23 protein-coding genes are annotated in these 25190 nt (G+C 33.8%); 19 read left to right on the top strand and 4 right to left on the bottom strand.

Annotated features, from left to right (window positions below):
* Window positions 1–29 precede the first annotated feature (29 nt).
* Entirely contained in the window at window positions 30–599 is a 570-nt protein-coding gene (locus B0A66_RS04420) for a 5-formyltetrahydrofolate cyclo-ligase (RefSeq protein ID WP_089048635.1), read from the bottom strand.
* Window positions 586–1566 carry a succinylglutamate desuccinylase/aspartoacylase family protein gene (locus B0A66_RS04415; RefSeq protein WP_089048634.1) on the bottom strand — a complete coding sequence of 327 codons (981 nt, stop codon included), beginning with the start codon at window positions 1564–1566 and terminating at the stop codon, window positions 586–588. Before B0A66_RS04415 ends, B0A66_RS04420 begins: the two co-directional genes overlap by 14 nt.
* Window positions 1567–1703: 137 nt before the next feature.
* Here B0A66_RS04415 and uvrC point away from each other — a divergent pair, with 137 nt between their 5' ends.
* The 13 genes from uvrC (at window position 1704) to B0A66_RS04350 (ending at window position 19199) form a co-directional block, all read left to right on the top strand.
* On the top strand, window positions 1704–3497 hold the full coding sequence (gene uvrC / locus B0A66_RS04410) for an excinuclease ABC subunit UvrC (RefSeq protein WP_089048633.1): 1794 nt from the start codon (window positions 1704–1706) through the stop codon (window positions 3495–3497).
* A gap of 8 nt (window positions 3498–3505) precedes the next feature.
* Window positions 3506–5860: a patatin-like phospholipase family protein gene (locus tag B0A66_RS04405; RefSeq protein ID WP_089048632.1), complete on the top strand. Its 2355-nt coding sequence runs from the start codon at window positions 3506–3508 to the stop codon at window positions 5858–5860.
* A 218-nt stretch (window positions 5861–6078) separates the two neighbouring features.
* Entirely contained in the window at window positions 6079–7239 is a 1161-nt protein-coding gene (locus B0A66_RS04400; protein ID WP_089048631.1) for a homogentisate 1,2-dioxygenase, read from the top strand.
* A gap of 126 nt (window positions 7240–7365) precedes the next feature.
* Complete coding sequence (hppD, locus tag B0A66_RS04395) at window positions 7366–8526, top strand: 4-hydroxyphenylpyruvate dioxygenase (RefSeq protein WP_089048630.1); 1161 nt, start codon at window positions 7366–7368, stop codon at window positions 8524–8526.
* A gap of 298 nt (window positions 8527–8824) precedes the next feature.
* Window positions 8825–9595: a DUF3108 domain-containing protein gene (locus tag B0A66_RS04390; RefSeq protein WP_089048629.1), complete on the top strand. Its 771-nt coding sequence runs from the start codon at window positions 8825–8827 to the stop codon at window positions 9593–9595.
* Entirely contained in the window at window positions 9595–10536 is a 942-nt protein-coding gene (locus tag B0A66_RS04385; protein WP_089048628.1) for a tryptophan 2,3-dioxygenase family protein, read from the top strand. The genes B0A66_RS04390 and B0A66_RS04385 overlap by 1 nt, the downstream gene beginning before the upstream one ends.
* 21 nt (window positions 10537–10557) lie before the next feature.
* Window positions 10558–11781, top strand: coding sequence for a peptidoglycan DD-metalloendopeptidase family protein (locus tag B0A66_RS04380; RefSeq protein WP_089048627.1), 1224 nt, complete (start codon window positions 10558–10560; stop codon window positions 11779–11781).
* Between the two features lie 79 nt (window positions 11782–11860).
* The gene (locus tag B0A66_RS04375; protein WP_089048626.1) at window positions 11861–12469 is read left to right on the top strand and encodes a hypothetical protein; all 609 of its coding nucleotides are present in this window, start codon (window positions 11861–11863) and stop codon (window positions 12467–12469) included.
* Window positions 12470–12578: 109 nt separating this feature from the next.
* A complete protein-coding gene (locus tag B0A66_RS04370; protein ID WP_089048625.1) occupies window positions 12579–13310 on the top strand; it encodes a YARHG domain-containing protein in 732 nt (243 codons plus the stop codon).
* A 148-nt stretch (window positions 13311–13458) separates the two neighbouring features.
* Window positions 13459–15102, top strand: a complete 1644-nt coding sequence (gene pgi, locus B0A66_RS04365; RefSeq protein ID WP_089048624.1) for a glucose-6-phosphate isomerase — start codon at window positions 13459–13461, stop codon at window positions 15100–15102.
* 330 nt (window positions 15103–15432) lie between these two features.
* Window positions 15433–18096, top strand: coding sequence for a TonB-dependent receptor (locus B0A66_RS04360; protein ID WP_317044355.1), 2664 nt, complete (start codon window positions 15433–15435; stop codon window positions 18094–18096).
* A 102-nt stretch (window positions 18097–18198) separates the two neighbouring features.
* A complete protein-coding gene (locus B0A66_RS04355; RefSeq protein ID WP_089048622.1) occupies window positions 18199–18621 on the top strand; it encodes a hypothetical protein in 423 nt (140 codons plus the stop codon).
* Window positions 18622–18707: 86 nt separating this feature from the next.
* Complete coding sequence (locus tag B0A66_RS04350; RefSeq protein WP_089048621.1) at window positions 18708–19199, top strand: septal ring lytic transglycosylase RlpA family protein; 492 nt, start codon at window positions 18708–18710, stop codon at window positions 19197–19199.
* A gap of 31 nt (window positions 19200–19230) precedes the next feature.
* Here B0A66_RS04350 and B0A66_RS04345 read toward each other — a convergent pair whose 3' ends face one another.
* A complete protein-coding gene (locus tag B0A66_RS04345; RefSeq protein WP_089048620.1) occupies window positions 19231–19686 on the bottom strand; it encodes a DinB family protein in 456 nt (151 codons plus the stop codon).
* Window positions 19687–19764: 78 nt separating this feature from the next.
* Here B0A66_RS04345 and B0A66_RS04340 point away from each other — a divergent pair, with 78 nt between their 5' ends.
* The 6 genes from B0A66_RS04340 to nadD all read left to right on the top strand — a co-directional run bounded on the left by B0A66_RS04340 (window position 19765) and on the right by nadD (window position 23350).
* Window positions 19765–20118: an arsenate reductase family protein gene (locus B0A66_RS04340; RefSeq protein WP_089048619.1), complete on the top strand. Its 354-nt coding sequence runs from the start codon at window positions 19765–19767 to the stop codon at window positions 20116–20118.
* Window positions 20119–20326: 208 nt separating this feature from the next.
* The gene (locus tag B0A66_RS04335; protein WP_089048618.1) at window positions 20327–21187 is read left to right on the top strand and encodes a YicC/YloC family endoribonuclease; all 861 of its coding nucleotides are present in this window, start codon (window positions 20327–20329) and stop codon (window positions 21185–21187) included.
* Window positions 21188–21202: 15 nt separating this feature from the next.
* Complete coding sequence (locus B0A66_RS04330; protein ID WP_089048617.1) at window positions 21203–21583, top strand: hypothetical protein; 381 nt, start codon at window positions 21203–21205, stop codon at window positions 21581–21583.
* 78 nt (window positions 21584–21661) lie between these two features.
* The gene (gmk, locus tag B0A66_RS04325) at window positions 21662–22234 is read left to right on the top strand and encodes a guanylate kinase (protein ID WP_089048616.1); all 573 of its coding nucleotides are present in this window, start codon (window positions 21662–21664) and stop codon (window positions 22232–22234) included.
* A gap of 101 nt (window positions 22235–22335) precedes the next feature.
* Window positions 22336–22701, top strand: a complete 366-nt coding sequence (locus tag B0A66_RS04320; protein ID WP_089048615.1) for a four helix bundle protein — start codon at window positions 22336–22338, stop codon at window positions 22699–22701.
* Between the two features lie 67 nt (window positions 22702–22768).
* Entirely contained in the window at window positions 22769–23350 is a 582-nt protein-coding gene (gene nadD / locus B0A66_RS04315; protein WP_089048614.1) for a nicotinate (nicotinamide) nucleotide adenylyltransferase, read from the top strand.
* 386 nt (window positions 23351–23736) lie between these two features.
* Here the strand turns inward: nadD and B0A66_RS04310 are convergent, their stop codons facing one another.
* A complete protein-coding gene (locus B0A66_RS04310; protein WP_089048613.1) occupies window positions 23737–25188 on the bottom strand; it encodes a nicotinate phosphoribosyltransferase in 1452 nt (483 codons plus the stop codon).
* Window positions 25189–25190 lie beyond the last annotated feature (2 nt).

Here is a 25190-nt window from a genome sequence, read left to right as displayed (position 1 = left end):
AATCATTTTTAAAATATAAACTAAATACTTTAAAAAGTATAGGTTCTCAAAGGCGTTACGCAATAATCTAATTTCACATCAGATTCAAAAACATCATCTATTTGGTTAACAGCTTCAAAAACAGAAAGTCCAATCTTGATCGTTTCCGGTTTGCACCCAGCCAGAAATTTATCATAAAATCCTTTACCATAACCAATACGGTTTCCAAAAATATCGAATGCTAAAAGCGGCACAAAAACCACCTCGATAACATCAACCGGAACAGGCAAACCATTTACAGGTTCCGGAATATTATATTCGTTTTTCTTAATTTTAGTATTGTCCGTCAATAAAAAATGAGTCATTTCCCTAGTTTCAAAATCACTTTTCGAAATCACAATTTCTTTATCTCTGCCAGAAAGCAAGTGCAACACATATTCTGTATTTACTTCTTTCTGCTCCTCTATCGGAAGAAAAACATGAAAATAAGTTTTGTCCCAAATCGATAATACAATCAGATTATTAGCAATAACAAGACTTTTTTCGTTGATGTCTTCTGTAGAAAATCCCCTCCGAAGATTTTTATACTGCGCTCGCAATTCTTTTTTATTCGTTGGCATTTTCGGGAGTGTTTTTAGAAATATGATAAATGGCATCGCCTTCGTAAACAATTGGTGAATGATTCGCATTGATAACAAAACCATCGTGCGGTGCTTTTACTTTTTGCTCAAACTTACCAAACGGATCTGTTATAATTGCCAAAATAGTTCCTTTTGTTACAAAACGGCTAACCATATTAAAATCGTGCAATAAGCCGGAACATTTAGCTCTAAGCCAAACTGAATTTTTTATGTAAATAGAAGGTTCTTCTGCTTCTTCGACCACCTGATCCGGATCGAGCATATTCAAATAATGAAGCAAACGCTTCGTTCCTTTTACCGCTTCGTTTGCAATTTCATTATTAATATCTAATGATTTTCCGCCTTCAAAAAGTAACATTTTTACATTGGCCTTTTCAGAAGTATTTCTAAAAGAACCTGTAATATGTTTAGAATATAAAGTAAACGGAGCATTAAAAACATCAGCTAAACGCTTCAATTCCGGATTATTTTCTGTGATTCTAATCTGCGGAGCATTAAAACGGCTCGCTCCACCGGCATGAAAATCGACAGCATAATCTAAAATCGGTAAAATTTCTGCAACAATATGAAAAGCAAATCGGCTTGCTAAAGAACCTTTTTTACTCCCCGGAAAAACCCTGTTCAAATCACGCCCGTCTGGAAACTCACGCGATTTATTTACAAAACCATAAATATTTATAATGGGAATACAAATGATCGTACCTCGTGTTGGACGGTTTATTTTTTTGCTAATAATCTGGCGTACAGCCTCTATTCCGTTTATTTCATCTCCGTGAATTCCTGCTGAAAATAAAACTACAGGACCTTCCAGCTTTGAGCGGCGAACAATTACAGGAATATTAAGCTTTGTAGTTGTATGCAATCGGGCAATTTCAACGTTTATCGTTCTATGTTCTCCTGGCAAAATCGATTCGCCAAAAATAATCATGGGTTTGTTATTTTTCATATAGAATTATAAAATCTAAATATAGAAATTATTCTTTTGATTTCGTAAATTTGAAACTAAATCAATGTTAAGCTTGAATTGAAAATCGGAATGATTTTTGAAAAGTCTTATCAGGTACCTACAGAAACAAATTCAGAATGCAAAAACCGTCTTTAGAACTACAGATTCAAACCTTGCCAGACAATCCCGGCGTTTATCAATATTATGATAAAGACGACAAAATATTGTATGTGGGGAAAGCGAAGAATTTAAAAAAACGTGTTTCCTCCTACTTCAATAAAATTCACGATACTGCAAAAACAAATGTACTGGTTCGCAAAATTGTAACCATCAAACATATTGTTGTACCCACAGAAACGGATGCACTTTTATTAGAAAATAATTTAATCAAAACACTGCAACCGCGTTACAATGTCTTATTGCGTGATGACAAAAGTTATCCGTGGATTTGTATCAAACGTGAACCTTTTTCGAGAATATTTTTAACCCGAAGAATGGTAAAAGACGGTTCAGAATATTTTGGCCCTTATACGAATTTCAAAATGGTACACACCATTTTAGATTTAATAAAGGAACTTTATCCTTTACGTACCTGCAATTATGACCTGACTCAATCTAATATTGATTCCGGAAAATTCAAAGTATGTTTAGAATATCATATTGGCAATTGTAAAGGTCCTTGCGAAGGTTTAGAATCTTTAGAAGAATATCAAAGACAAGTCAATGCGATCCGCGAAATTCTTAAAGGAAACTTCAAAGAAAGCATGAAAGACTTCAAGCGCTTAATGACACAATATGCTCAGAATTTACAATTTGAAGAGGCACAAAAAATCAAGGAAAAAATAGAAATTTTAGAAAACTATCAATCCCGATCTACAATTGTCAATTCAAAAATTACCAATATTGATGTGTTTTCGATTGTATCAGACGAAAGTGCTGCTTTTGTAAATTTTTTACAAATCTCTCACGGCTCTATCATACGTTCTCACACGATGGAAATCAAGAAAAAGCTGGATGAAAGCGATGAAGAATTATTAGAACTTGCCGTTATTGAACTTCGTGAGCGTTTTCAATTATTATCAAAAGAAGTAATTGTTCCGTTTGAAATTGATCTTGGTGAAAATATTAAAGTAACTGTTCCGCAACTGGGCGATAAAAAACAAATCTTAGATTTATCAATTCGAAATGCCAAGTTTTTTAGAATAGAACAATTAAAGCAATTGCAAATTGTAGACCCTGACCGACATACTAATCGGATTATGGCTCAGATGCAAAAAGATTTACGACTACCAACAGAACCAAGACATATCGAATGTTTTGATAACTCTAATATTCAGGGTACAAATCCCGTTGCAGCCTGCGTAGTTTTTAAAGACGGAAAGCCCAGCAAAAAGGATTATCGACATTTTAATGTAAAAACGGTTGAAGGACCTGACGATTTTGCTTCGATGACAGAAATTGTATACCGACGTTACAAAAGACTCCTGGACGAAAATCAGCCCCTGCCTCAATTGATTATTATTGACGGTGGAAAAGGTCAATTATCTGCCGCGTTAAAAAGTATTGATGCATTAGAATTAAGAGGGAAAATTGCAATCATAGGAATTGCAAAACGCCTTGAAGAACTCTTTTATCCGGGTGATTCGATTCCGTTATACTTAGATAAAAAATCAGAAACGTTAAAAGTCATTCAGCAATTGCGAAATGAAGCACACCGTTTTGGAATCACTTTTCATCGTGATAAAAGAAGTAAAGCAGCTCTAAATTCCTCTGTAGAAAGCATTCCGGGAATTGGCGAAAAAACAATGCTAACTCTAATTCAGCACTTTAAAAGTGTTAAAAGATTAAAATTAGCGACAGAAAAAGAGATATCTGACGTTATTGGAGTATCAAAAGCCAAAAAAATTGTCGACTTTTACAAAACAAACTAGTTATTTTTATGAATCTACAAGAACTACTCATATCAAGCTCCCGCTCCAAAGGATTTTCTTTAAAATCCAGAAAAAGAGTTTTAAGAATAGTAGCTCTTTGGCAAGAAATAACATCTTTATTTAAATTTCAATTATCCGTTTTAAAAATAGTAATTCTTCTTTGTGTCTTCTTTGTGTCTTCTCAAAAAACATTTTCTCAAGACACTAAAAAAGATAGTATTAAAAGACCAAAAATTGGATTGGTTTTAAGTGGTGGCGGAGCAAAAGGTTTTGCACATATTGGTGTTCTGAAAGTTTTAGAAGAAGCCGGAATCAAAATCGATTATATTGGCGGCACAAGTATGGGATCTATCATTGGTGGTCTTTATGCATCAGGATACAATGCCGCTCAAATTGATTCTATTTTCAAAAAAACCGATTTTGATGAACTTATAAATGATTACATCCCTCGTTCCTCTAAAAACTTTTATGGCAAAAAAAATGATGAATTATATGCCATCGTTTTGCCTTTCAGTAATTTCAGAGTCGGAATTCCGGAAGCACTTTCTAAAGGAATGTATAATTATAACTTACTAAGCAGCTTAACGCGAAATGTGCGACATGTACGAGATTTCAATAAACTCCCAATCCCATTTCTATGTATGGGAACTAATATAGAAACGGGCGAAGAAGTTTTACTGGACAAAGGTAATTTAGTACAGGCAATGATGGCAAGTGCAGCATTTCCTTCGTTATTTACTCCTGTAGAAATTGACGGAAAATTATTGGTAGATGGCGGAGTGGCAAACAATTACCCTATCAGGGAAGTTCGCAATCTTGGTGCCGATATTATCATTGGAGTCGATGTTCAGGACGATTTGCTGACTAGAAAAAGCTTAAAAAATGCGACCAGAATACTCGTTCAAATTACCAATCTGCAGTCGATTGATAAAATGAAACGAAAAATAAAAAATACCGACATTTATATAAAACCTGATATTCGCGGCTACGGTGTAATTTCATTTGATAAAGGCGAAGAAATAATCAGGAAAGGTGAAGAAGCTACATTTGCTGTTTATGAAAAAATTAAATTACTGGCAGACAGCACTAACTTTTACAAAAAACCAAAATTAAAAGTCAGCAGTGACACTTTACATATCAAAAAAATAAACAGTGACCGTTTAGACAATTACACGAGAGAATACATTCGTGGAAAGCTTCGTTTTAAGCCCGGAAGCACCATTACTTACGATGATCTTAAAACAGGAATGAACAATCTGGATGCCACTCAAAACTTTAGTGCCATTTCGTATTGTCTTCAGCCTAACGCAAACGGTAAAGATGACGATCTCGATCTTGTTTTACAGGAAAACCCAACACAAACTTATTTAAAACTGGGGCTTCATTATGACGGACTTTACAAAAGTGGTGTTTTGCTAAATCTTACACATAAAAAAACTTTTTTAAAAAATGATGTTACGTCAATTGATATGATTTTAGGCGATAATTTCAGATATGATTTCAACTATTATGTCGAAAATGGTTTTAATATCAGTTTCGGATTTCGTTCAAAATTAAATCAGTTTAACAGAAATATCACAACAAGTTTTAGTGATCTCTCTCCTATAAATCCAATTGGAACCCTTATCAATGTTGACTTCTTGGATTTAACAAATCAAGCCTACTTTCAGACTATTTTTGTACAAAAGTTCCTGATGGGTGGCGGCTTAGAATACAAACATTTAAAAATAAATTCGCCAACACTGATTAATGAGGATAACTTAATCGAAAAAAGCAACTATTTCAGCCTTTTTGGCTACCTTAAATATGATTCTATGGATGATCGGTATTTTCCAAGTTCCGGATTGTATTTTTCATCAGAAGTACAGAGCTATTTAGGATCTTCTAATTATACCGGTACTTTCAAACCATTTTCGACTGCAAAAGCAGAAGTTGCTTTTGCGAGCACATTGTTTTCAAAAGCCACAGTAAAATTGGAGTCAGAAGCCGGGTTTAATATTGGCAGTAATAGCGTACCCTTTTTTGATTATCTCTTAGGTGGATACGGATATAACAAAACCAACAACTTTAATTATTTTTACGGATATGATTTTCTAAGTATTTCCGGAAACAGCTATATAAAAACAGCGCTTACTCTTGATTATGAAATCATCAGAAAAAACCACATCAACTTTTCTGCCAATTATGCGAATCTTGGAAACGACATTTTTTCTACTGTCGACTGGGTTTCAATGCCTAAATATTCAGGCTACGCAGTTGGTTATGGACTGGAAACCATTATTGGTCCAATCGAAATCAAACATTCATGGTCGCCGGAAACATCCAAAAATTACACTTGGTTTAGCGTCGGATTTTTATTTTAATTTTATAATTTAAATAAATAAAAATTACGATATTTGTTATAATGAAAACAAAATGGACAGGTTTATTAGAATATCTTCAATTCTTAATCAAGAGAAATCCTGAATAAAAACTACCGAATTGAGATGATTAGTCAATCCAAGAGATTGTGCTAATTATCTGTTCACACAATTCACCCTTTTTCGAATTATCTAATTATAAATTATCTAATTGAAAAGCCATGCCATTATATCACAAACTTGGAGATTTCCCTCAAAAAAGACACACACAATTCGAAAAACCTAACGGAGGGTTTTATTACGAACAGTTATTTGGTACCGAAGGTTTTCACGGACATTCGTCATTGTCGTACCATGTTCACAGACCAACGCAGGTTAAAGAAATTTTAAATTCGTATTCGGTTGAACCAAAAATTGCAATCGGAAAAAACATAAAATCATTACTTTTTAAAGGTTTTGAATTAAAACCGGAAAACGACTTTTTAGACAGCCGCAAACCTTTATTAGTCAATAAAGACTGTATTATAGGACTTGCAGCTCCAAAAGAATCGCTTCGAAAATATTTTTACAAAAATGCCGATGCTGATGAAATGATCTTCATTCACAGAGGAAAAGGAAAATTAAGAACCATGCTCGGAAACATTCCGTTTGAATATGGCGACTACCTTATTATTCCCAGAGGCATTATTTACCAAATAGAATTTGATACTGAAGATAACCGACTATTTTTTGTCGAATCCTTCGCCCCTTTTTACACACCAAAACGTTATAAGAACCAATCGGGTCAGCATCTAGAGCATTCGCCATTTTGCGAACGCGATTTTATCCTGCCTAACGAACTGGAAACGCATGATGAAAAAGGCGATTTTTTAATTAAAATCAAAAAAGAAGGTATGATTCACGAAGTTGTTTATGCCACACATCCTTTTGATGTTGTGGGTTGGGACGGCTACAATTTTCCATACGGCTTTTCGATTCATAACTTCGAACCTATTACCGGACGTGTGCACCAGCCACCTCCAGTACACCAAACATTTGAAACAGCAACTTTTGTCGTATGTTCATTCTGCCCTAGACTTTACGATTATCATCCAAAAGCAATTCCGGCACCTTACAATCACAGCAATATAGATTCAGACGAAGTTTTGTATTATGTTGATGGTGACTTTATGAGCCGTAATAATATTGAGCAAGGTCACATCACTTTACACCCAAAAGGAATTCCGCATGGTCCTGCACCAGGAGCAATGGAACGCAGTATTGGTCATAAAGAAACCCAGGAATTAGCCGTAATGGTCGATACCTTCCGTCCTTTAATGGTAACAGAAGAAGCCATGGGACTTGACGATGGTCAATATTACAAATCCTGGACTGAAGCCTAGACCCCGAAGGGGAATTGAAATACTCAATACCATTTTAAAAACAGAATCTAAGATTAACATAACTATTAACTAAAATCCTATTGACCCCTAATAGGAATACCCCCTTTGGGGGCTAGGGGGCTTATCATGAGTAAAGAAGTAAAATCAGTAGAATACGGCTTAGAAAAAATCTTTGAAGGAGCACAAGATTTCTTGCCATTATTAGGAACAGACTATGTAGAATTCTATGTAGGAAATGCAAAACAATCTGCACATTATTATAAAACTGCTTTTGGATATCAATCATTAGCTTATGCAGGATTAGAAACAGGCGTTAGAGACAGAGCATCTTATGTACTGAAACAAGATAAAATCAGAATTGTTCTGACTACACCATTAAGTCAGGATTCACCAATTCACGAGCATCTTAAAAAACATGGTGATGGTGTAAAAGTCGCGGCACTTTGGGTAGAAGATGCCAGAAGCGCTTATGAAGAAACTATAAAACGTGGTGCACGTTCTTTTATGGAACCAACTGTAGAAAAAGATGAATTTGGAGAAGTAGTTCGTTCCGGAATTTACACCTACGGAGAAACTGTACACATTTTCGTAGAAAGAAAAAACTACAACGGCGTTTTCCTTCCAGGCTATAAAGAATGGAAATCTGACTACAATCCTGAACCAACAGGTTTAAAATATATTGACCACATGGTGGGCAACGTAGGCTGGAATGAAATGAATACTTGGGTAAAATTCTACGAAGACGTTATGGGATTCGTGAATTTCTTATCTTTTGATGACAAACAAATCACAACAGAATATTCTGCTTTGATGAGTAAAGTAATGTCTAACGGAAACGGCAGAATTAAATTCCCAATCAACGAACCTGCTGAAGGGAAGAAAAAATCGCAAATCGAAGAATATTTAGATTTTTATGGCGGACCCGGAATTCAGCATATCGCTATTGCTACAGATGATATCATAAAAACCGTTTCGCAACTAAAAGCACGTGGTGTTGAATTTTTATCCGCGCCTCCACATACTTATTACGAAGCAATTCCGGAAAGACTTGGTGTTCACATGGACATGATGAAAGAAGACATCAACGAAATCGAAAAACTTGCCATCATGGTTGATGCAGACGAAGATGGTTATTTATTGCAGATATTTACAAAACCAGTTCAGGACAGACCAACCTTATTTTTTGAAATTATTCAAAGAATGGGAGCAAAAGGATTTGGCGCAGGGAACTTTAAAGCCCTTTTTGAATCAATTGAGAGAGAACAAGAATTGAGAGGAACTTTGTAAAATCGCATTATTTTTACATTAAAAAGAAAAATTAGCAGTAAAACGATGCTTTTTATGCAAATGATATGTTAAACTTACTTTTTGCTATTTTATTTTTGAACTTTGTATCTATCTTTGCACTCGCAAATCAAGAAGGGGTGGTTTCCTTCTGAATTGATATAAATTTCATAATTTATAGTTTTTTGGTTAGTTAATAGCATAAAAACTCAGTCATTTTTGACTGAGTTTTTTTGTTTCAGTACATTTGGAATAGAATTTGCATTTATTTATCTTTATAATGAAATGTAAATATTGTACTATGAAAAAACTAGTCATCCTCCTTTTGGTTTTCAGCACCTTAGCTTTCGATACTCAAAAAGAAAATGCCTTCGATACGGGAGAATATTTTAAATTCCGAATTCACTACGGAATTATAAATGCCGGATATGCCACATTAGAAATTAAAGATGCCACAATAAGCAACAAAAAAGTTCATCATGCTGTTGGAAAAGGCTATACAACCGGAATGTCAAAATTTTTCTTTAAGGTCGAAGATTTATACGAAAGTTATTTCGATAAAGAAACCGGAGAACCTTATCGCTATGTTCGAAAAATTGACGAAGGTGGTTACACCAAAAATCAGGAAGGTTTTTTTAATCAAAGTGAAAACAGAGTTTTAGTAAAAGACTACAAACGTAAAACGGAAAAAACCATTGTCCTTACAAATAATGTTCAGGATATCATTTCCTCTTTTTACTACCTGAGAAATCATCCTAATATCGACAAATTAAAATCTGGCGAAGCCATAACGATTGATATGTTTTTTGACGAAGAAATCACAAAATTTAAGTTAAAATATATAGGTCGTCAAGATATTACAACTAAATTTGGAACCGTTTCTACAATGGTGTTCAAACCATTGGTACAAGCGGGAAGAGTTTTCAAAGAAAAAGAAAGCGTAACGCTTTGGATCACAGACGACGACAATAAAGTTCCGGTTAGAATAAAAGCAGATTTGGCAATCGGTTCCCTAAAAGCGGATCTCGACGAATACAAAGGATTAAAAAGTCCATTTAAAGTAAAAAAATAATGAATCTTACTGATAATTCAGAATCAATTTTAAAAGAAATTGAATTAAAATTTCAAGCTATCAATCAAAAAACAGATGTACAGCTTGAAGGCCTGCTTTGGTCTAAACCCATTACTTATTGGGACTATATACAAACTGATGCGTTATTAAGTTTACAAACACAGCGTACCACACTTCCTGATGAAATGGTTTTTATCATGTATCATCAGGTAAATGAACTGATTTTTAAAATGATTCTGTGGGAAATCGATCAAATCGCGGAAACAAAAGAAATTCAGGTCGATTTCTTTAGTGAAAGATTATCCAGAATCACACGTTACTTCGACATGCTTACCAACTCTTTTAGTATTATGGAAAATGGTATGGAAGTAGAACAATACATGAAATTCAGAAATACGCTTACTCCGGCAAGTGGTTTTCAGAGCGCACAATATCGATTAATTGAATTTGCTTCAACAGATGTTATTAATTTAACCGATCGCAGATACAAAGATACCTTTGATGAAAATACAGATCTTGAAACCAGTTTTGAGCACTTGTATTGGCAAGCAGCAGGAAAAGATTATCACACCGGAAAAAAATCATATTTGTTACAAGAATTCGAAAACAAATATAAAGAACAGTTCATACGTCAGATTACGAACTTCAAAAACAAAAATATCTGGCAAAAATTTACGCAGCTTCCTGAAAAAGATCAATTAAACACTGCCCTTATCGAAGCAATGCGTCATTACGATTATACGGTAAATATTACTTGGGTAATGCAACACTTAAATACTGCAAGAAAATACATACTGGAAAGTGGTAAAGGAAATGGCGAAGCAACAGGCGGAAGCGATTGGCAAAAATATATGCATCCAAAATATCAAAGACGCATCTTTTTTCCTAAATTGTGGACCGAAGATGAACTGTCTAACTGGGGAAACGAAACAACCGTATAATTTCTAAAAAAATCTAAAAGTTTGAAAAAAGCATTCGTTATTATAATAGCCTTAGTTTCTATTATTTCATGCAATAAAACTGCTGAAAAAGTTGAAACTAAAATTATCAAACCAAAACAACCTACAAAAATAGAATTTGGCTTTAATTACGCTGATTATAATATTGTTCAGGATACGATAAAAAAGGGAGATTCATTTGGATCATTGCTTCAAAGCCAAAATATTGGCAACAAAAAAGTTTATGATATTGTCGAACAAATAAAAGATTCTTTCAACGTTAGAACCATTCGCTACAACAAACCTTACACGATTCTTCGCTCTAAAAATAAAGCAAGTCAATTGCAGGTTTTTATTTATCAGCCAGATGCATTAACGTATTATGTAATTGACCTGAGAGACAGCATTGCAAAAGCACATAAAAAAGTAAAACCCGTTACTTTTAAACGTAAAATTATTGGAGGCGTTTTAAAAAGTTCTTTATCTGAAACATTAGGAAACGAAAGTGTAGAAACTGCATTAGCCAGTAGAATTACTAAAGTGTTCTCATGGTCTATTGACTTTTTCAAACTAAAAAAAGGAGATCGATACGGACTTATTTTCAATGAACGTTTTATCAACGGAAAAGTATACGATGGAGTTGAAGACTTAGAAGCCGCTTTTTTTGAATATAAAGGAAAAATAATTTATGCTTTTCCATTTGAAAAAGATACTCTTTCAGGAAAAGTAGAGTATTATGACGATCAGGGAAGGACACTTAAAAACTTCTTTCTAAAAACTCCAATTAAGTTTAGCAGAATTACATCGAGATTTACCATGAACAGGTTTCATCCTGTGCAACACACCTGGAAAGCGCACAAAGGAACAGATTATGCTGCTCCAACGGGAACACCGATTTCTACAACCGCATCAGGAGTAGTAGAAACCACAGGTTACACGGCTGGAAATGGTAACTTCGTAAAGGTAAAACACAACGGAACCTACTCTACTCAATATTTACACATGTCTAAGATTTTAGTGAAACGCGGACAACGTGTTACTCAGGGACAAACAATTGGATTGGTAGGAAGCACAGGACTTGCTTCCGGCCCACACGTTTGTTATCGTTTCTGGAAAAACAATGTACAGGTTGATGCACTTCGACTTAATCTTCCAACTGGAGAATCTTTGACAGGCCGAGACAAAGAACGTTTTTCAAAACAAATCGAACCGCTAAAAAGAGAATTAGACAGTATTGGTAACTTGTAGATTTTAGATTGCAGATTTTAGATTGCAGATTTTAGATTGAACAACAAAAAACCTATCTAACCAAAAACCAACCAATTCCATGAAATTTAAAAACCTTGTACTGCTTCTTATTTTAGTGGTAAACTTTTCTTTTGGACAGGGCAATATTAAACTAACTTCATACTATGGAAGTTCAAATCAGGAAACTCAAAAGATTCTTGATTTTGAAAACATCAATATTGAACAACTCGATTTTGAAGCAAAAGATCTTAAAGGCAAACAATATTTAATCAACATACAAGAATTTACAGATGGTAAACTCGTTAACAAATCAGTTCTTTTTGACGGATTTGAAGGAGATTATTTTAAAATAAAAGGAAATAAAGAATCTTTGAATTTTTTATTTAAAATGACTGACGGTAAATTAAAAGCACAAATTGCTTGTTCGCGTTTCAGTAGTAAAAAATCCTATTTCGACTTAAAAGACAATGCTGATAATTATGCTTTGAAAGATTTTTTCGGAAGTAAAAAAGAATTATTTCTTGACCCTACACAAGAAACGGCTATTCTTGCCATTATAACCCCTACGAAACTTGACAACGGTAACAGTTCTTACTGCGAAGTTGTTCAATCAAATGTTAAGCCGGAAAAACTGGGAGAACATTTTAAAATTCCGCACTATTTTTTAATTACAATACTTTTTAAGTAAGATTTTAGATTGCAGATTTTAGATTGAATGATCTGGAATCTTTCTTGTGCAGTCTACGCATTCAATAAATTACTAAATAAGCCAAATCTAAAATCTAAAATACATAGTAATGAGAATAATTTCAACTTTAATCATTTTGCTGTTTTTGCAAACTTCATTTGGTCAGGCTTTAAATAGTTGTGCTTCCTGTAAAACGCAATTAATCAAAGCGGCTGATGTAAAAGATTTAAATGCTGATAAGATTCGTTTGTTACGAAATGAAATTTACGCAAGAAATGGCTATGAATTTGATAACTCCAGATTTCAGGAATATTTTGACTCTAAAAGCTGGTACAAGTCAATTCAGGACAACAAAAAAGTAGTTTTAAACGATATTGAAAAAAAGAATATTGCATTTTTGAAGGAAGCTGAAAAGATTTTAGAAGATCAAAAAAAAGAAATGATTGTTCAGCTTAAAAATTTTAAAACGCTGGTAAATGAAAATAAAACAGATGCATTAAAAGCAACTTATAATTTTGTTTACGAACAAAGCGAAAACAATTACGAGCAAAAATTACTAAAAGAGGTTTTCAGCAAAATAAACCTGGACGATATTCATTATTATAAAAACAAAGGAACTCATAAAGTAAATGTAGACAATGGCTTTGTACAGATCGTTTATATGATTTATATCGAAAATGATGAAATAACCATTTCGTACAACTACATGACGCACTCAGAAATTATTGAAGGCTTTGATGTATATACCGATTATCAATCTGAAAGTGAATACAGCTACAACTGGCAATTTAAATTCAGCAAAAACAAACTGAATTATATAAGATTTGCTGTAGCGGGATAAATTATAAATGCACCTCAAATAATACCTTGTAATAATACATCGATTTAGTATTCTTTATTGTTATAAAATCGTGAAGCCGCGCCCTATTCAAAGTAATTTGAGTATTTTTGTGTTTTATACATAACCAAAATTTCAATTCAAATAGATAATGGCTTTAAACACAACAAACCCAACCGGGACTGAAGCGTGGAAAAATCTACAAAACCACTATAACGCAATTCAATCATCTACGATACAGGAATTATTTCAACAAGATGCTACTCGCGTTGAAAATTTCAATTTACAATGGAATGACTTTTTAGTAGATTATTCTAAAAACAATATTACCAAAGAAACAATTTCTCTTTTACTGGAATTGGCAAATTCAATTGGATTAAAAAATGCAATCGCTGATTACTTCAATGGTGAAATTATTAACCAAACAGAAAACAGAGCAGTTTTGCATACTGCCTTACGCGCATCTGAAGCTGCTGTTATTAAAGTTGACGGAGAAAATGTTATTCCTGAAGTTTATGAAGTAAAAAACAAAATAAAAAAATTCACTTCAGAAGTTATTTCAGGAGACAGAAAAGGTTTTACAGGAAAAGCGTTTACCGATATTGTAAACATTGGTATTGGAGGATCTGATCTTGGACCTGCAATGGCTGTTGAAGCATTGCAATTTTATAAAAACCATTTGAATGTTCATTTCGTTTCTAACGTAGATGGTGATCATGTGAATGAAGTGATTAAAAAACTGAATCCGGAAACAACGCTTTTTTTAATTGTTTCTAAGACTTTTACAACGCAGGAAACTTTATCAAACTCTGAAACGATAAAAGAATGGTTTCTAAAATCAGCTTCACAAGAAGATATTGCAAAACACTTCGTAGCGGTTTCAACAAACATTCAGAAAGTAACTGAATTTGGGATCAATGCTGACAACATTTTCCCAATGTGGGATTGGGTTGGCGGACGTTTCTCTTTATGGAGTGCCGTAGGTTTAAGTATTGCTTTGGCAATTGGCTTTGACAATTACAACCAATTATTAGTTGGAGCAAATGAAATGGACGATCATTTCAAATCAGCAGATTTTGATCAAAACATTCCGGTAACATTAGCTTTATTAAGCATTTGGTACAACAATTTCTTTGGTGCGGAAAGTGAAGCTTTGATTCCATACACACAATATTTACAAAAACTAGCTCCATATTTGCAGCAAGCTACTATGGAAAGTAATGGAAAAAGTGTTGGTCGCGACGGAAAACCAGTTAATTACCAAACAGGAACAATTATTTGGGGAGAGCCGGGAACCAATTCGCAACATGCCTTTTTTCAATTGATTCACCAAGGAACAAAATTGATTCCAACAGATTTTATTGGCTTCATCAAACCATTATATGGAAATGAAGACCATCATGATAAATTGATGTCAAACTTTTTTGCTCAAACAGAAGCTTTAATGAACGGTAAAACGGCAGCACAAGTTCAGGCAGAATTTGACAAACAAGGACTTAACGCTGAAAAAGCATCGTACTTGTTACCATTTAAAGTATTTACAGGAAATAAACCAACAAATACTATTTTGGTTCAAAAATTAACTCCAAAATCTTTAGGTTCCCTTATTGCCTTATACGAACACAAGATTTTTGTTCAGGGAATAATTTGGAATATCTTTAGCTATGACCAATGGGGAGTTGAATTAGGAAAACAATTAGCCAATTCTATTTTAGACGAAATAAAATCAGAAACAGTTAAAAATCATGATAGCTCCACATCGTTTTTATTGAATCATTTCCTTAAAAATAAATAAAGACTTTAACCCATTACGTTATCAAATCAGAACGTCTTAATTCAGTGCGAATTAAGACGTTTTTTTATGCAAAAAAGTAAATTGGACTGAGAAAAATGACCTTTTTTGAACGGTTATAGTTACAACATAAATAGAATGATTACGTTTTTAACAAAATATCAATACTTAAATTCAAAAAATAACGTTTTTACACAATATAAAAAGAAAAAAACGTATAAATATGCAACGAATAAAATAAATCTTCCCTTTGTTAACATTATGATAACATTAACTGATTTATTTGTTATAATTTTGCCAAAAACAATAAACTAAATAAAACAAATGAAGACAATGAAAAATTGGTTACTCACGGGACTGCTATTTATGGTAGTTTCAACCGCATTTTCTCAAAGTAAAATTATTGGTGTCATTACCGATGGTTCTAATTCTTTACCAGGTGCTAACGCAGCTGTAAAAGGATCAGCTGACGCTGGGTCAAGTGATTTTGATGGTAAATTCACTATCTCTACATCAGTATTGGCTGGACAAGTTGTTGTATCGTACTTAGGATACGAAACTAAAACAATTCCTTTTTCTGTTACAAGCGGAGGAACTATTGATTTAGGAACAATTGCTCTAAACGCAGATTCTAATACATTAGAAGAGATTGTAGTTATGGGTAAAGGAATTATCGATTTAGCGAAAGACAGAAAAACGCCTATCGCTGTTTCTACAATTAAAGCTACAGAAATCCAAGCAAAAATTGGAACTTCTGACATCACACAAACTATGGTTAACACACCATCTGTATATGTTGCAGGACAAGCAGGAGGATATGGTGACTCAAGAATTTCAGTACGTGGTTTCGCTCAGGACAATACTGCATTCTTATTAAACGGTCAGCCAATTAACGGTATGGAAGATGGTAAAATGTACTGGTCTAACTGGTCTGGTATGTCTGACATTGCAAATGCTGTTCAAATTCAAAGAGGTTTAGGATCTTCTAAATTAGCAATCTCTTCAGTTGGAGGTACAGTAAACTTTATCACTAAAGCTACTGACAAAAACGAAGGTGGTTTTGTTTCTTTAGGTGTTGCTAACGATAACTTTTTTAAATCTACAGTAGCTTATAACACTGGTATGAGCAAAAGCGGATGGGGAACAAGCGTTATGCTTTCTCACTGGCAAGGTGATGGATACAACGACGGAACAAAAGGTGAAGGTCAAACTTACTTTATTTCAGTTGGATACAAAGCTAACGACAAACACAGCTTCAACTTCTTATTAACAGGAGCTCCACAATGGCACGATCAAAACTTTACAAAATCGATCGATTCATATTTGAAATACGGAAGAAAATACAACAATAACTGGGGAACTCAGGACGGACAATACAAATCTGAAAGAACTAATTATTACCACAAACCAGTTGCTAACTTAAACTGGGATTACGATATCAGCGACAAAACACAACTTTCTACAGTTCTTTACGGATCTTGGGGACGTGGTGGAGGAACTGGAAGCTACGGAACTAAACCAGCTTCAGCAGCTACTCCAGCTGGTGGTCAAGTAAATTTTGATGCTCTATATGCTAGCAACCAAGCTATTGTTGACGGTGCTGGAAGAGGTGATGGAAGAAGTACAAATCAAGCAGCCGTAATTAGATCAAGTGTAAATAACCACGCTTGGTACGGTGCTGTATCTAACTTAAAAAATCAATTAACTGATAATTTATCTTTAAATGTTGGTTTAGATTTAAGATCTTACAAAGGAACTCACTTCAGACAAGTTTCTGACTTTATGGGATTATCAAGCTGGACAGATACTAGAGAGCTTAAAGGTAATAATGACTTAGGAAGTGGTACTTCTGCAAGCACTACAGTTACAGAATCTGCAAAAGCAAGACCGTGGCCAGCGACTTTCAAGACTCTTGGACAAGATCAAAGAATTGATTACGATTACGGAGAAACTATCTCTTACGGAGGTGTATTTAGCCAATTAGAGTATTCTACAGAAAGTTTTTCTGCTTTCTTCCAAGGATCTCTTTCTAACCAATCTCACCAAAGAACAGATAGATTCGATTATTTATCTGAATTTCAAAAATCTGACAAAGTTAACAATGTTGGTTACAACGTAAAAGCTGGTACTAGCTACAAATTTGCTGAAAATCACGCAATATATGCTAATGCTGGTTACTACAACCGTCAACCATACCATGACAATGTTTACTTAAACTTTACAAATGCTGTTAACCCACTTACTGAGAATGAAAAAATTCTAGGTTTAGAAGCTGGTTATACATTTACTTCTAAATTAATAACTGCAAGCCTTAACGCATACAGAACTTCTTGGAAAGACAGAGTTACTACAACAAGTAATACTGCAACTCAAGGACAAATTGTTGGAAGCACAGTTTTAAATGCTGGAGATTTAATCTTTACAACTAACGAAGGTGTTTCTCAACTTCACCAAGGTCTTGAATTAGATTTAGTAGCAAAACCAATTGCTAAACTTGATGTAACTGGATTTGTTTCTGTTGGAAACTACGAATACCAAGGTGAATCAAGAACTACTAAAAGAGACGAAAGCTTACAAACTTTAGATGTAGCAGTAGTTGATGTTGATGGAGGAAAAGTTGGTGATGCAGCTCAGGTAACTTACGGATTAGGTTTCAAATACGAAATCGTTAAAAATCTTTCTGTAGATTCTGACTGGAGATACTATGACAAATTGTATGCTAATGCTGGTGCTGTAAAAAGTAATATTAAATTACCAAACTACGATTTATTAGATGCTGGTGTTTCTTATAAATTGTTTATTGGAAAAGCAAAACATGATTCAGTTGGATTCAGAGTAAACGTGAATAACGTATTTGATGAAGTATACTTATCTGAATTAACTTCTAACACTGCAGTAACTGGAACTTCAGTTAACTACAGAGGAGTAAATACTGCAAACAACGGTTTCTTCGGTCTTGGTAGAACTTGGAACTTTAGTTTACGTTACAACTTCTAATAAGAACCAAAATAAATAATAAAAACGACATTGACTTTTAAGTTTAATGTCGTTTTTTTTATACCCTTTTTTGTTATATTTGTTTTAACAAAAACAATATTTATGTACCATTTTTTACAAAAATTTCATTCTGGCTGGGCTTATTTAGCACTATTACTTTTAGTAGTTGCGGTTGTAAATGCCATAATTGGATTAACTTCAAAAAAAGAATTTACTGCTAAAGACCGTAAAATTTCCTTATTTGCTTTAATAGGAACACATACTCAATTATTGGTTGGCTTAATCCTTTACTTTGTATCTCCTCTTGGAAAAGATGCTTTTGGACAAATGTCTAATGCAGCACTTAGACTTACATCTCTAGAACACCCTCTTGTTAATATTATAGCTATAGTTTTGATTACTATCGGATGGTCAAAACATAAAAAATTAATCAATAGCCAGGCAAAGTTTAAAACGTTTGCTATTTTTTACGGATTAGGATTATTACTTATCTTAAGTAGAATCCCGTGGAACCTTTGGTTGTAAAACCAATCAATTAAAGCCCTAAAAGGGCTTTTTTTATCTCGGCATATTATTTGTACAAACTCCCCAAGTCTGAAAAACAATAACCCATGAGAATTAAAAAAAACATTACAGTCTCTCTACTTGCAATTTCCTTTTTAAGTTCTTTTACTTATGTTATAAGTCAAAGCAAACCCGCAATAGACCCGCCTAAAATCATTCAGGATACGGTAAAAAATAAATCTCTTTTACAACCTAAAGTAGCTGATTCAATCTTTACGGATAAAGGCTTAAAATTAAGACCTTACAAAAAGAATGCACACGCCTCTTACTACGCTGATAAGTTTACAGGAAGAAAAACAGCTAACGGAAGCCGATTCGACAATAACAAATATACCGCAGCACACAAAAAGCTTCCTTTTGGAACCCGAATCAAAGTGACCAATGAAGCAAACGGAAAATTTGTAATTGTAAAAATAACAGATCGTGGTCCATTCGTAAAAACACGCGAATTAGATCTTTCTAAACGAGCGTTTATGGATATCACCAAACAGAAAGGCGCCGGCGCCATGAAAGTAACAATAGAAACTATTGTAGAATAAAAAAGAACCCCGCAATTGCGGGGTTTAATTTTTAAACAAACTTTCTAATGCTCATTACAATTCCGGTATGCATGCCTTCATGATAATTGACAAAATCTAATGCTTCTTCAACATTGGTAAGTTCATTACCCATGCTTGTTGTATATGCCATATAATTAGTAAAAACGGAATTGCTATAATCCTGCTCTGTTTGCTGCAAAGTAGAAGAAAGTAATGCTTTTACTTCATCTACTTCTGCTTGTGATACATCACCTTCGGGTTTGGTTCCTTTTTTGTATTTATTCATAAAGTCTTCAGAAACCATTGGCGTCAAACCTGAAAGTTTATACACTAAAGCTTGTTGCGCTGCTATACAATGTGCGGCATTCCAAATGATGTTATTGCTAAATCCTTCGGGAATTTTATTCAACTGCTCTAATGAATGATTTTCTAAAATCTTTAAAAAGATTTCTCTAATAGTACGCTGTACTTTAAAAACTGAACTCATAATTATTATTTTTTTAATAAAATTAAGCAATTTTTATATCAAATGGATTTTCTTTGTAGTTCAAACAAATCAGAACCAATGAATAAGATATATTACCTGGCGTCTTGCGATACTTGCAGAAAAATCATCAAAAGTTTACCGAAAGACAATAATTTAGTATTTCACGATATTAAGCAAAATCCGATTACAGAAGCGGAACTAGAAGAGATGTATAAACTTTCCGGTAGTTATGAAGCTCTTTTCAGTAAAAAAGCGCAATTGTACAAGTCTATGGATTTAAAAAACAAATCGTTGACGGAAGCTGACTATAAAAAATACATCTTAGAACATTATACTTTTTTAAGTCGTCCTGTATTTATTATTGATGAAAAAATTTATATCGGAAACACACAACCTGTTACACTACAAGTTATGAAAGCTTTAGAAAAATAAGATTTGAAGAGTCCGGGGTTCGCGTTAGGGATAGTAGCGGAAATCCTTTTTTTGAGCTTTTTCTGCTCAAAAAAAGATTGAGAGCGAATAGCTTGTTCGCCGCGGCGAAAACGCCCAAACAAAAATAAAAATTAATTTTTTGGCTATAAAAAACTAGAAACTGTCACTTTGAATTTTTTAGTATCTTTGCGCCTTTATACTCAATTACATGATACAATCTATGACAGGGTTTGGCAAAGCTTCTTTGCAATTGCCTACAAAAAAAATTACCGTTGAAGTAAAATCTTTAAATAGTAAAGGTCTTGACTTAAACGTAAGAATGCCTTCTCTTTATCGTGAAATGGAACTAGGCTTAAGAACGCTAATCTCGACTAAGCTGGAAAGAGGAAAAGTTGATTTTGCGATTTACATAGAAAGCACTGCTGAACAGACTTCGACTAAAGTAAATGTTCCTGTCGTAAAAAATTACATCACGCAACTTAGAGAAGTATATCCTGGTGCTGATGAAACTGAATTGATGAAAATGGCGATCCGAATGCCAGATACTTTAAAAACGGAACGCGAAGAAATCGATGAAAATGACTGGGAACAAATTCAGGTTATCATCGAGGAAGCGCTGCAAAACATCTTAACTTTTAGAAAAGATGAAGGTGAATCTCTTGAAAAAGAATTCAACCTTAGAATTGGAAACATTCGCCAATATATGAACGATGCACTGGCTCTTGATCCAGAACGCGTTCAAGCTATAAAAGACCGCTTACAAACAGCCATATCTGAATTAAAAGTAAATGTAGATGAAAATCGTTTTGAACAGGAATTGATTTATTATCTTGAAAAACTTGATATTACAGAAGAAAAAGTACGTTTAACGAATCATTTAGACTATTTCTTGGAAACCATTAAAGGAAAAGAAGCAAATGGTCGAAAACTGGGCTTTATCACTCAGGAAATGGGTCGCGAGATTAACACTATGGGGTCAAAATCAAATCACGCTCAAATGCAGAAATTGGTCGTTATGATGAAAGATGAACTAGAAAAGATTAAAGAACAGGTTTTAAATGTTTTATAAGTTTCATTTTTAAACATGAAAAAAACACTTCTCCTACTTTGTCTTATAATTCTTATTACAAGCTTTGTATACTGCAAAAAAGAATTTACTATAATTGGAAAATGGAAGGCAATAGAGTCAATAGGAAGTAATGGCGCAACAAAAATTCATAGTAAAATAGAAAATGGAGATGAAATTATTTTTGAAGAAGATAATATAGTTATTGATCATCGTCAAAACAAAGGAAAATATGAGATGTTAGGAGACAGTCTTCATATTGTTTTTCCTAATGAAGAATTTTTTTATTTCTGTCGGAGCAATAAATGGAATTCGGAAGAAATATCTTTAACACCTTTAACAAAAGAATACCAATTAATTTGCGATGAAGGCTGTTCAACAATTTACAAAAAGCTATAATAAAACCAGCGACTTGACGCTAAACAACATACAAATTAAAAGCTTAAAGCGTACTGCCGAAAGCCAAAAGCATACATAATGAACAAAGGAAAATTAATTGTTTTCTCGGCTCCTTCCGGATCAGGTAAGACAACTATAGTAAGACACTTACTTGGTAAAGAAGATTTAAATTTAGAATTTTCGATCTCAGCGGCATCGCGCGATCGACGTGGAGAAGAAGAGCACGGAAAGGATTATTATTTTATTTCGCTTGAAGAATTTAAAAAACATATTAAAGCAGAGGATTTCCTGGAATGGGAAGAAGTATACCGCGATAATTTTTACGGTACTTTAAAATCTGAAATTGAAAGAATCTGGGCTTTAGGTAAAAATGTTATTTTTGATATTGACGTTGCCGGAGGGTTACGTATCAAACATAAATTTCCGGAACAAACGCTTGCCGTTTTTGTAAAACCACCAAGTGTTGACGAACTAAAACGCCGACTAAAACAGCGCTCAACTGAAAGTGATGACAAAATCAACATGCGAATCGCAAAGGCTTCTGTTGAATTAGCCACCGCGCCACAATTTGATACGATCATAAAGAATTACGATTTAGATACTGCAAAAGAAGAAGCATATCAGTTAGTGAAGGAGTTTGTTTCGAATTAGTTTTTTTAGTACTTAGTAGTTAGTACCTAGTGTTTAGTACTAAGTTTTAAATCTAGCGTTTTAGTTCTTAGTTCGATCGAAAATCTTATTACAAAATTTACATGGCTGGTATTAAATCATACAAAGACTTACTTATTTGGCAAAAAGGAATTAGAATCGTTGTTTTAGTTTATAAACTCACACATAGTTTTCCCAAAGACGAAATATATGCTTTAACAAGCCAATTAAAAAGAGCAAGCGTATCAGTTCCTTCTAATATTGCAGAAGGTTTTGGACGTCAAACGAATAAATCATTTGGTCATTTTTTGAATATTTCCAGAGGTTCTTTAAATGAGATAGAAACACAATTAATTATTGCAAAAGAATTAGAATTTATCACTGACAAGAATCTATTTAATGAGATTATGTTCTTAATTGAAGAGGAAAGCAAAATGATAAATAGTTTTTGCAAAAATCTAAAAGACTAAAATCTAAGCACTAAAACTAGGTACTAAGAACTAAAAATCTAAGTACTAAAAACTAAGTTCTAAAAAAATGAAAATAGGCCTTTATTTCGGAACGTATAACCCCATTCATGTTGGTCATTTAATTATTGCCAATCACATGGCTGAGTTTGCTGACTTAGATCAGATCTGGATGGTTGTTACGCCTCATAATCCGTTAAAAAAGAAAAGTACTTTATTAGAAGATCATCAACGTTTGGAAATGGTGTTTTTGGCAACGGAAGATTATCCAAAAATCAAACCTTCTGATATCGAATTCAAATTACCACAGCCTAATTATACGGTGAATACGCTGGTTCATTTACAGGAAAAATATCCAACGCACGCTTTTTCCTTAATCATGGGTGAAGACAATCTGAAAACGCTTCATAAATGGAAAAACTACGAAGTTATTCTGGATCAATATGACATTTATGTTTATCCGCGTATTTCTGAGGAAGAAGAAAATCTGGAATTGAAATCGCATCCAAAAGTGCATATCATTGATGCGCCAATTGTAGAAATATCATCTACTTTTATCCGAAACAGCATTAAACAGGGTAAAAATATTCAACCGCTTTTACCTGCTAAGGTTTGGGATTATATAGATCACAATAATTTTTATAAAAAGTAAAAAAGAAAGAACACGATCATCAAAAATAATTATGTATTAATTTCGATTGTTGTAAATTATTTACTGATCTCTCTAAAATAATAAATTTGTTCCGTAGGAACGATCTATTTTGTAGCAACGGATTTTAGTACGTTGATTAAAATTACGATCATAGCTAAAGTTCCATAGGAACGACCGATCTTTTTACGCAATGTTGACGAATATAGACCGATCCTATGGATCTCTTTTTCTGTAACTTGCTTGTGAGACCGGATTAAAATCCGGCCCTACAATATACCCGAGCCTCTGGCTCTTAAGAATTTTAAGCAATCTACTATTTATATTGACAAACAAAAAAAAGCCCGAATTTAAAATTCGAGCTTTGCTTTATAACACAATGTTATAGACTAACTTTTTATTCTTGCTCTAATTTCACTTAAAGACTGATCTACTATAAGTTTTCCGTCTCTGAAAACTTCTTTCAATTCACCTTGTTTTTCTTCCTCCCATGAAACATTATCTGTTAATTGGTACACACCATCAACAAGATTGATTTTCATTAAACCTTTAGCCGATTTTTTAGTTCCGTCGTCTGTGATTGGATCTTTGAAAATAGCTCTTCCTTCTCCATCAACTTCTCCGTAAGTGGCTTTCATTGCGAATCCAAAAGTATCTCGGGTATTGTATTGGTAGGTAAAAGATCCGATTCCAAGAACTACATTCGTTGAGGCAAAACCTTTTGCTTTTAAACGTTCACAAATCTGAACAGATCGCGCTACTGTAATACTATCGCCGTAAATAGCCCCAATTTGAGGAATAAGCTCTTTAAATCCTTTTGCGTTAACTGTACCTCCAAAAACATCCCAAAGAAGCTCTATTACCCCTTTTTTCTCTTCTTCTGTTTTTCCATCAGGATTTCCGCAAATAATATCTACCGGGTCACCACTATCTGGACGAATAACAACTTTTCCTTCTCTTGCTACAATGTCCTCTTTTAAACGTGGTAAATAATCTGTTAATACTTTCCATAAATCCCAGGTATCAGAAACGATTGAAACAATTCCTTTTGGGTAAACTTCTGTAATTAATCTTTTGAAGGTTTCGCACTCCCCTTCTGTTGTTCCCATGCACATTACAGAATGCTCTGTTGCTGCAACAGAACCACCAATTAACTCTGAATCTGAATTGGCATTGTAGTATTCTTCAAAGAAGTCGATTACCGGAATAGTATCGGATCCTGTAAAACTCAACAAATGTCCCGCTGCAGAAGTTATAGCTGCTTCGATTCCGCCCATTCCTCTCATTGAGAAATCATGCGCCTGCCAATCTACAAATTCCGGAACTGATGATGTTTCAGCAGCATACTTATCTAAAACTTTTCTGTATTCTTTTGCAATTGTAGCTGAGTTACATGGCAACCAAACTACAGCAGAAAGTAACGTTTCGAAATAGTTTGTCAACCAGAAAAACTCCGGAATCGTATTGTACATCGTAAACATTGGTACTTTTAAAGGTACACTTACGCCTTCCGGCAAAGCTTTAAACACCATTGGAATATATCCTAAATCGTGTAAATCTTCAATATGTTTCGTTCCCACTTGGTTTTCACCCAAATAATTATTGATTCTGCGAGAATATTTTTTTACAACTTCTTCTTTTGGCTTTTTGAAAAAATACTCTTCAAAATCATGAATGATATATTTTTTGATAAAATATTGTAATCCAAAAAACACAACCTCATCCAAACCTTCGATTCTTGATTTTCTTGGCGTCCAGTTAGAATATACTAAAGTTGTTTTATCCGGGTATTGTCTTCTGTGGTCAACTTTGTAACCATCAGTTAATAGTAGTGGGTTCATAA

Origin of the sequence: Flavobacterium hercynium (assembly GCF_002217285.1) — a bacterium.
GTDB classification, from domain to species: domain Bacteria; phylum Bacteroidota; class Bacteroidia; order Flavobacteriales; family Flavobacteriaceae; genus Flavobacterium; species Flavobacterium hercynium.
The sequence above is the reverse complement of the archived record's forward strand: the minus strand, read 5'-3'. Positions and strand labels throughout refer to the sequence as shown.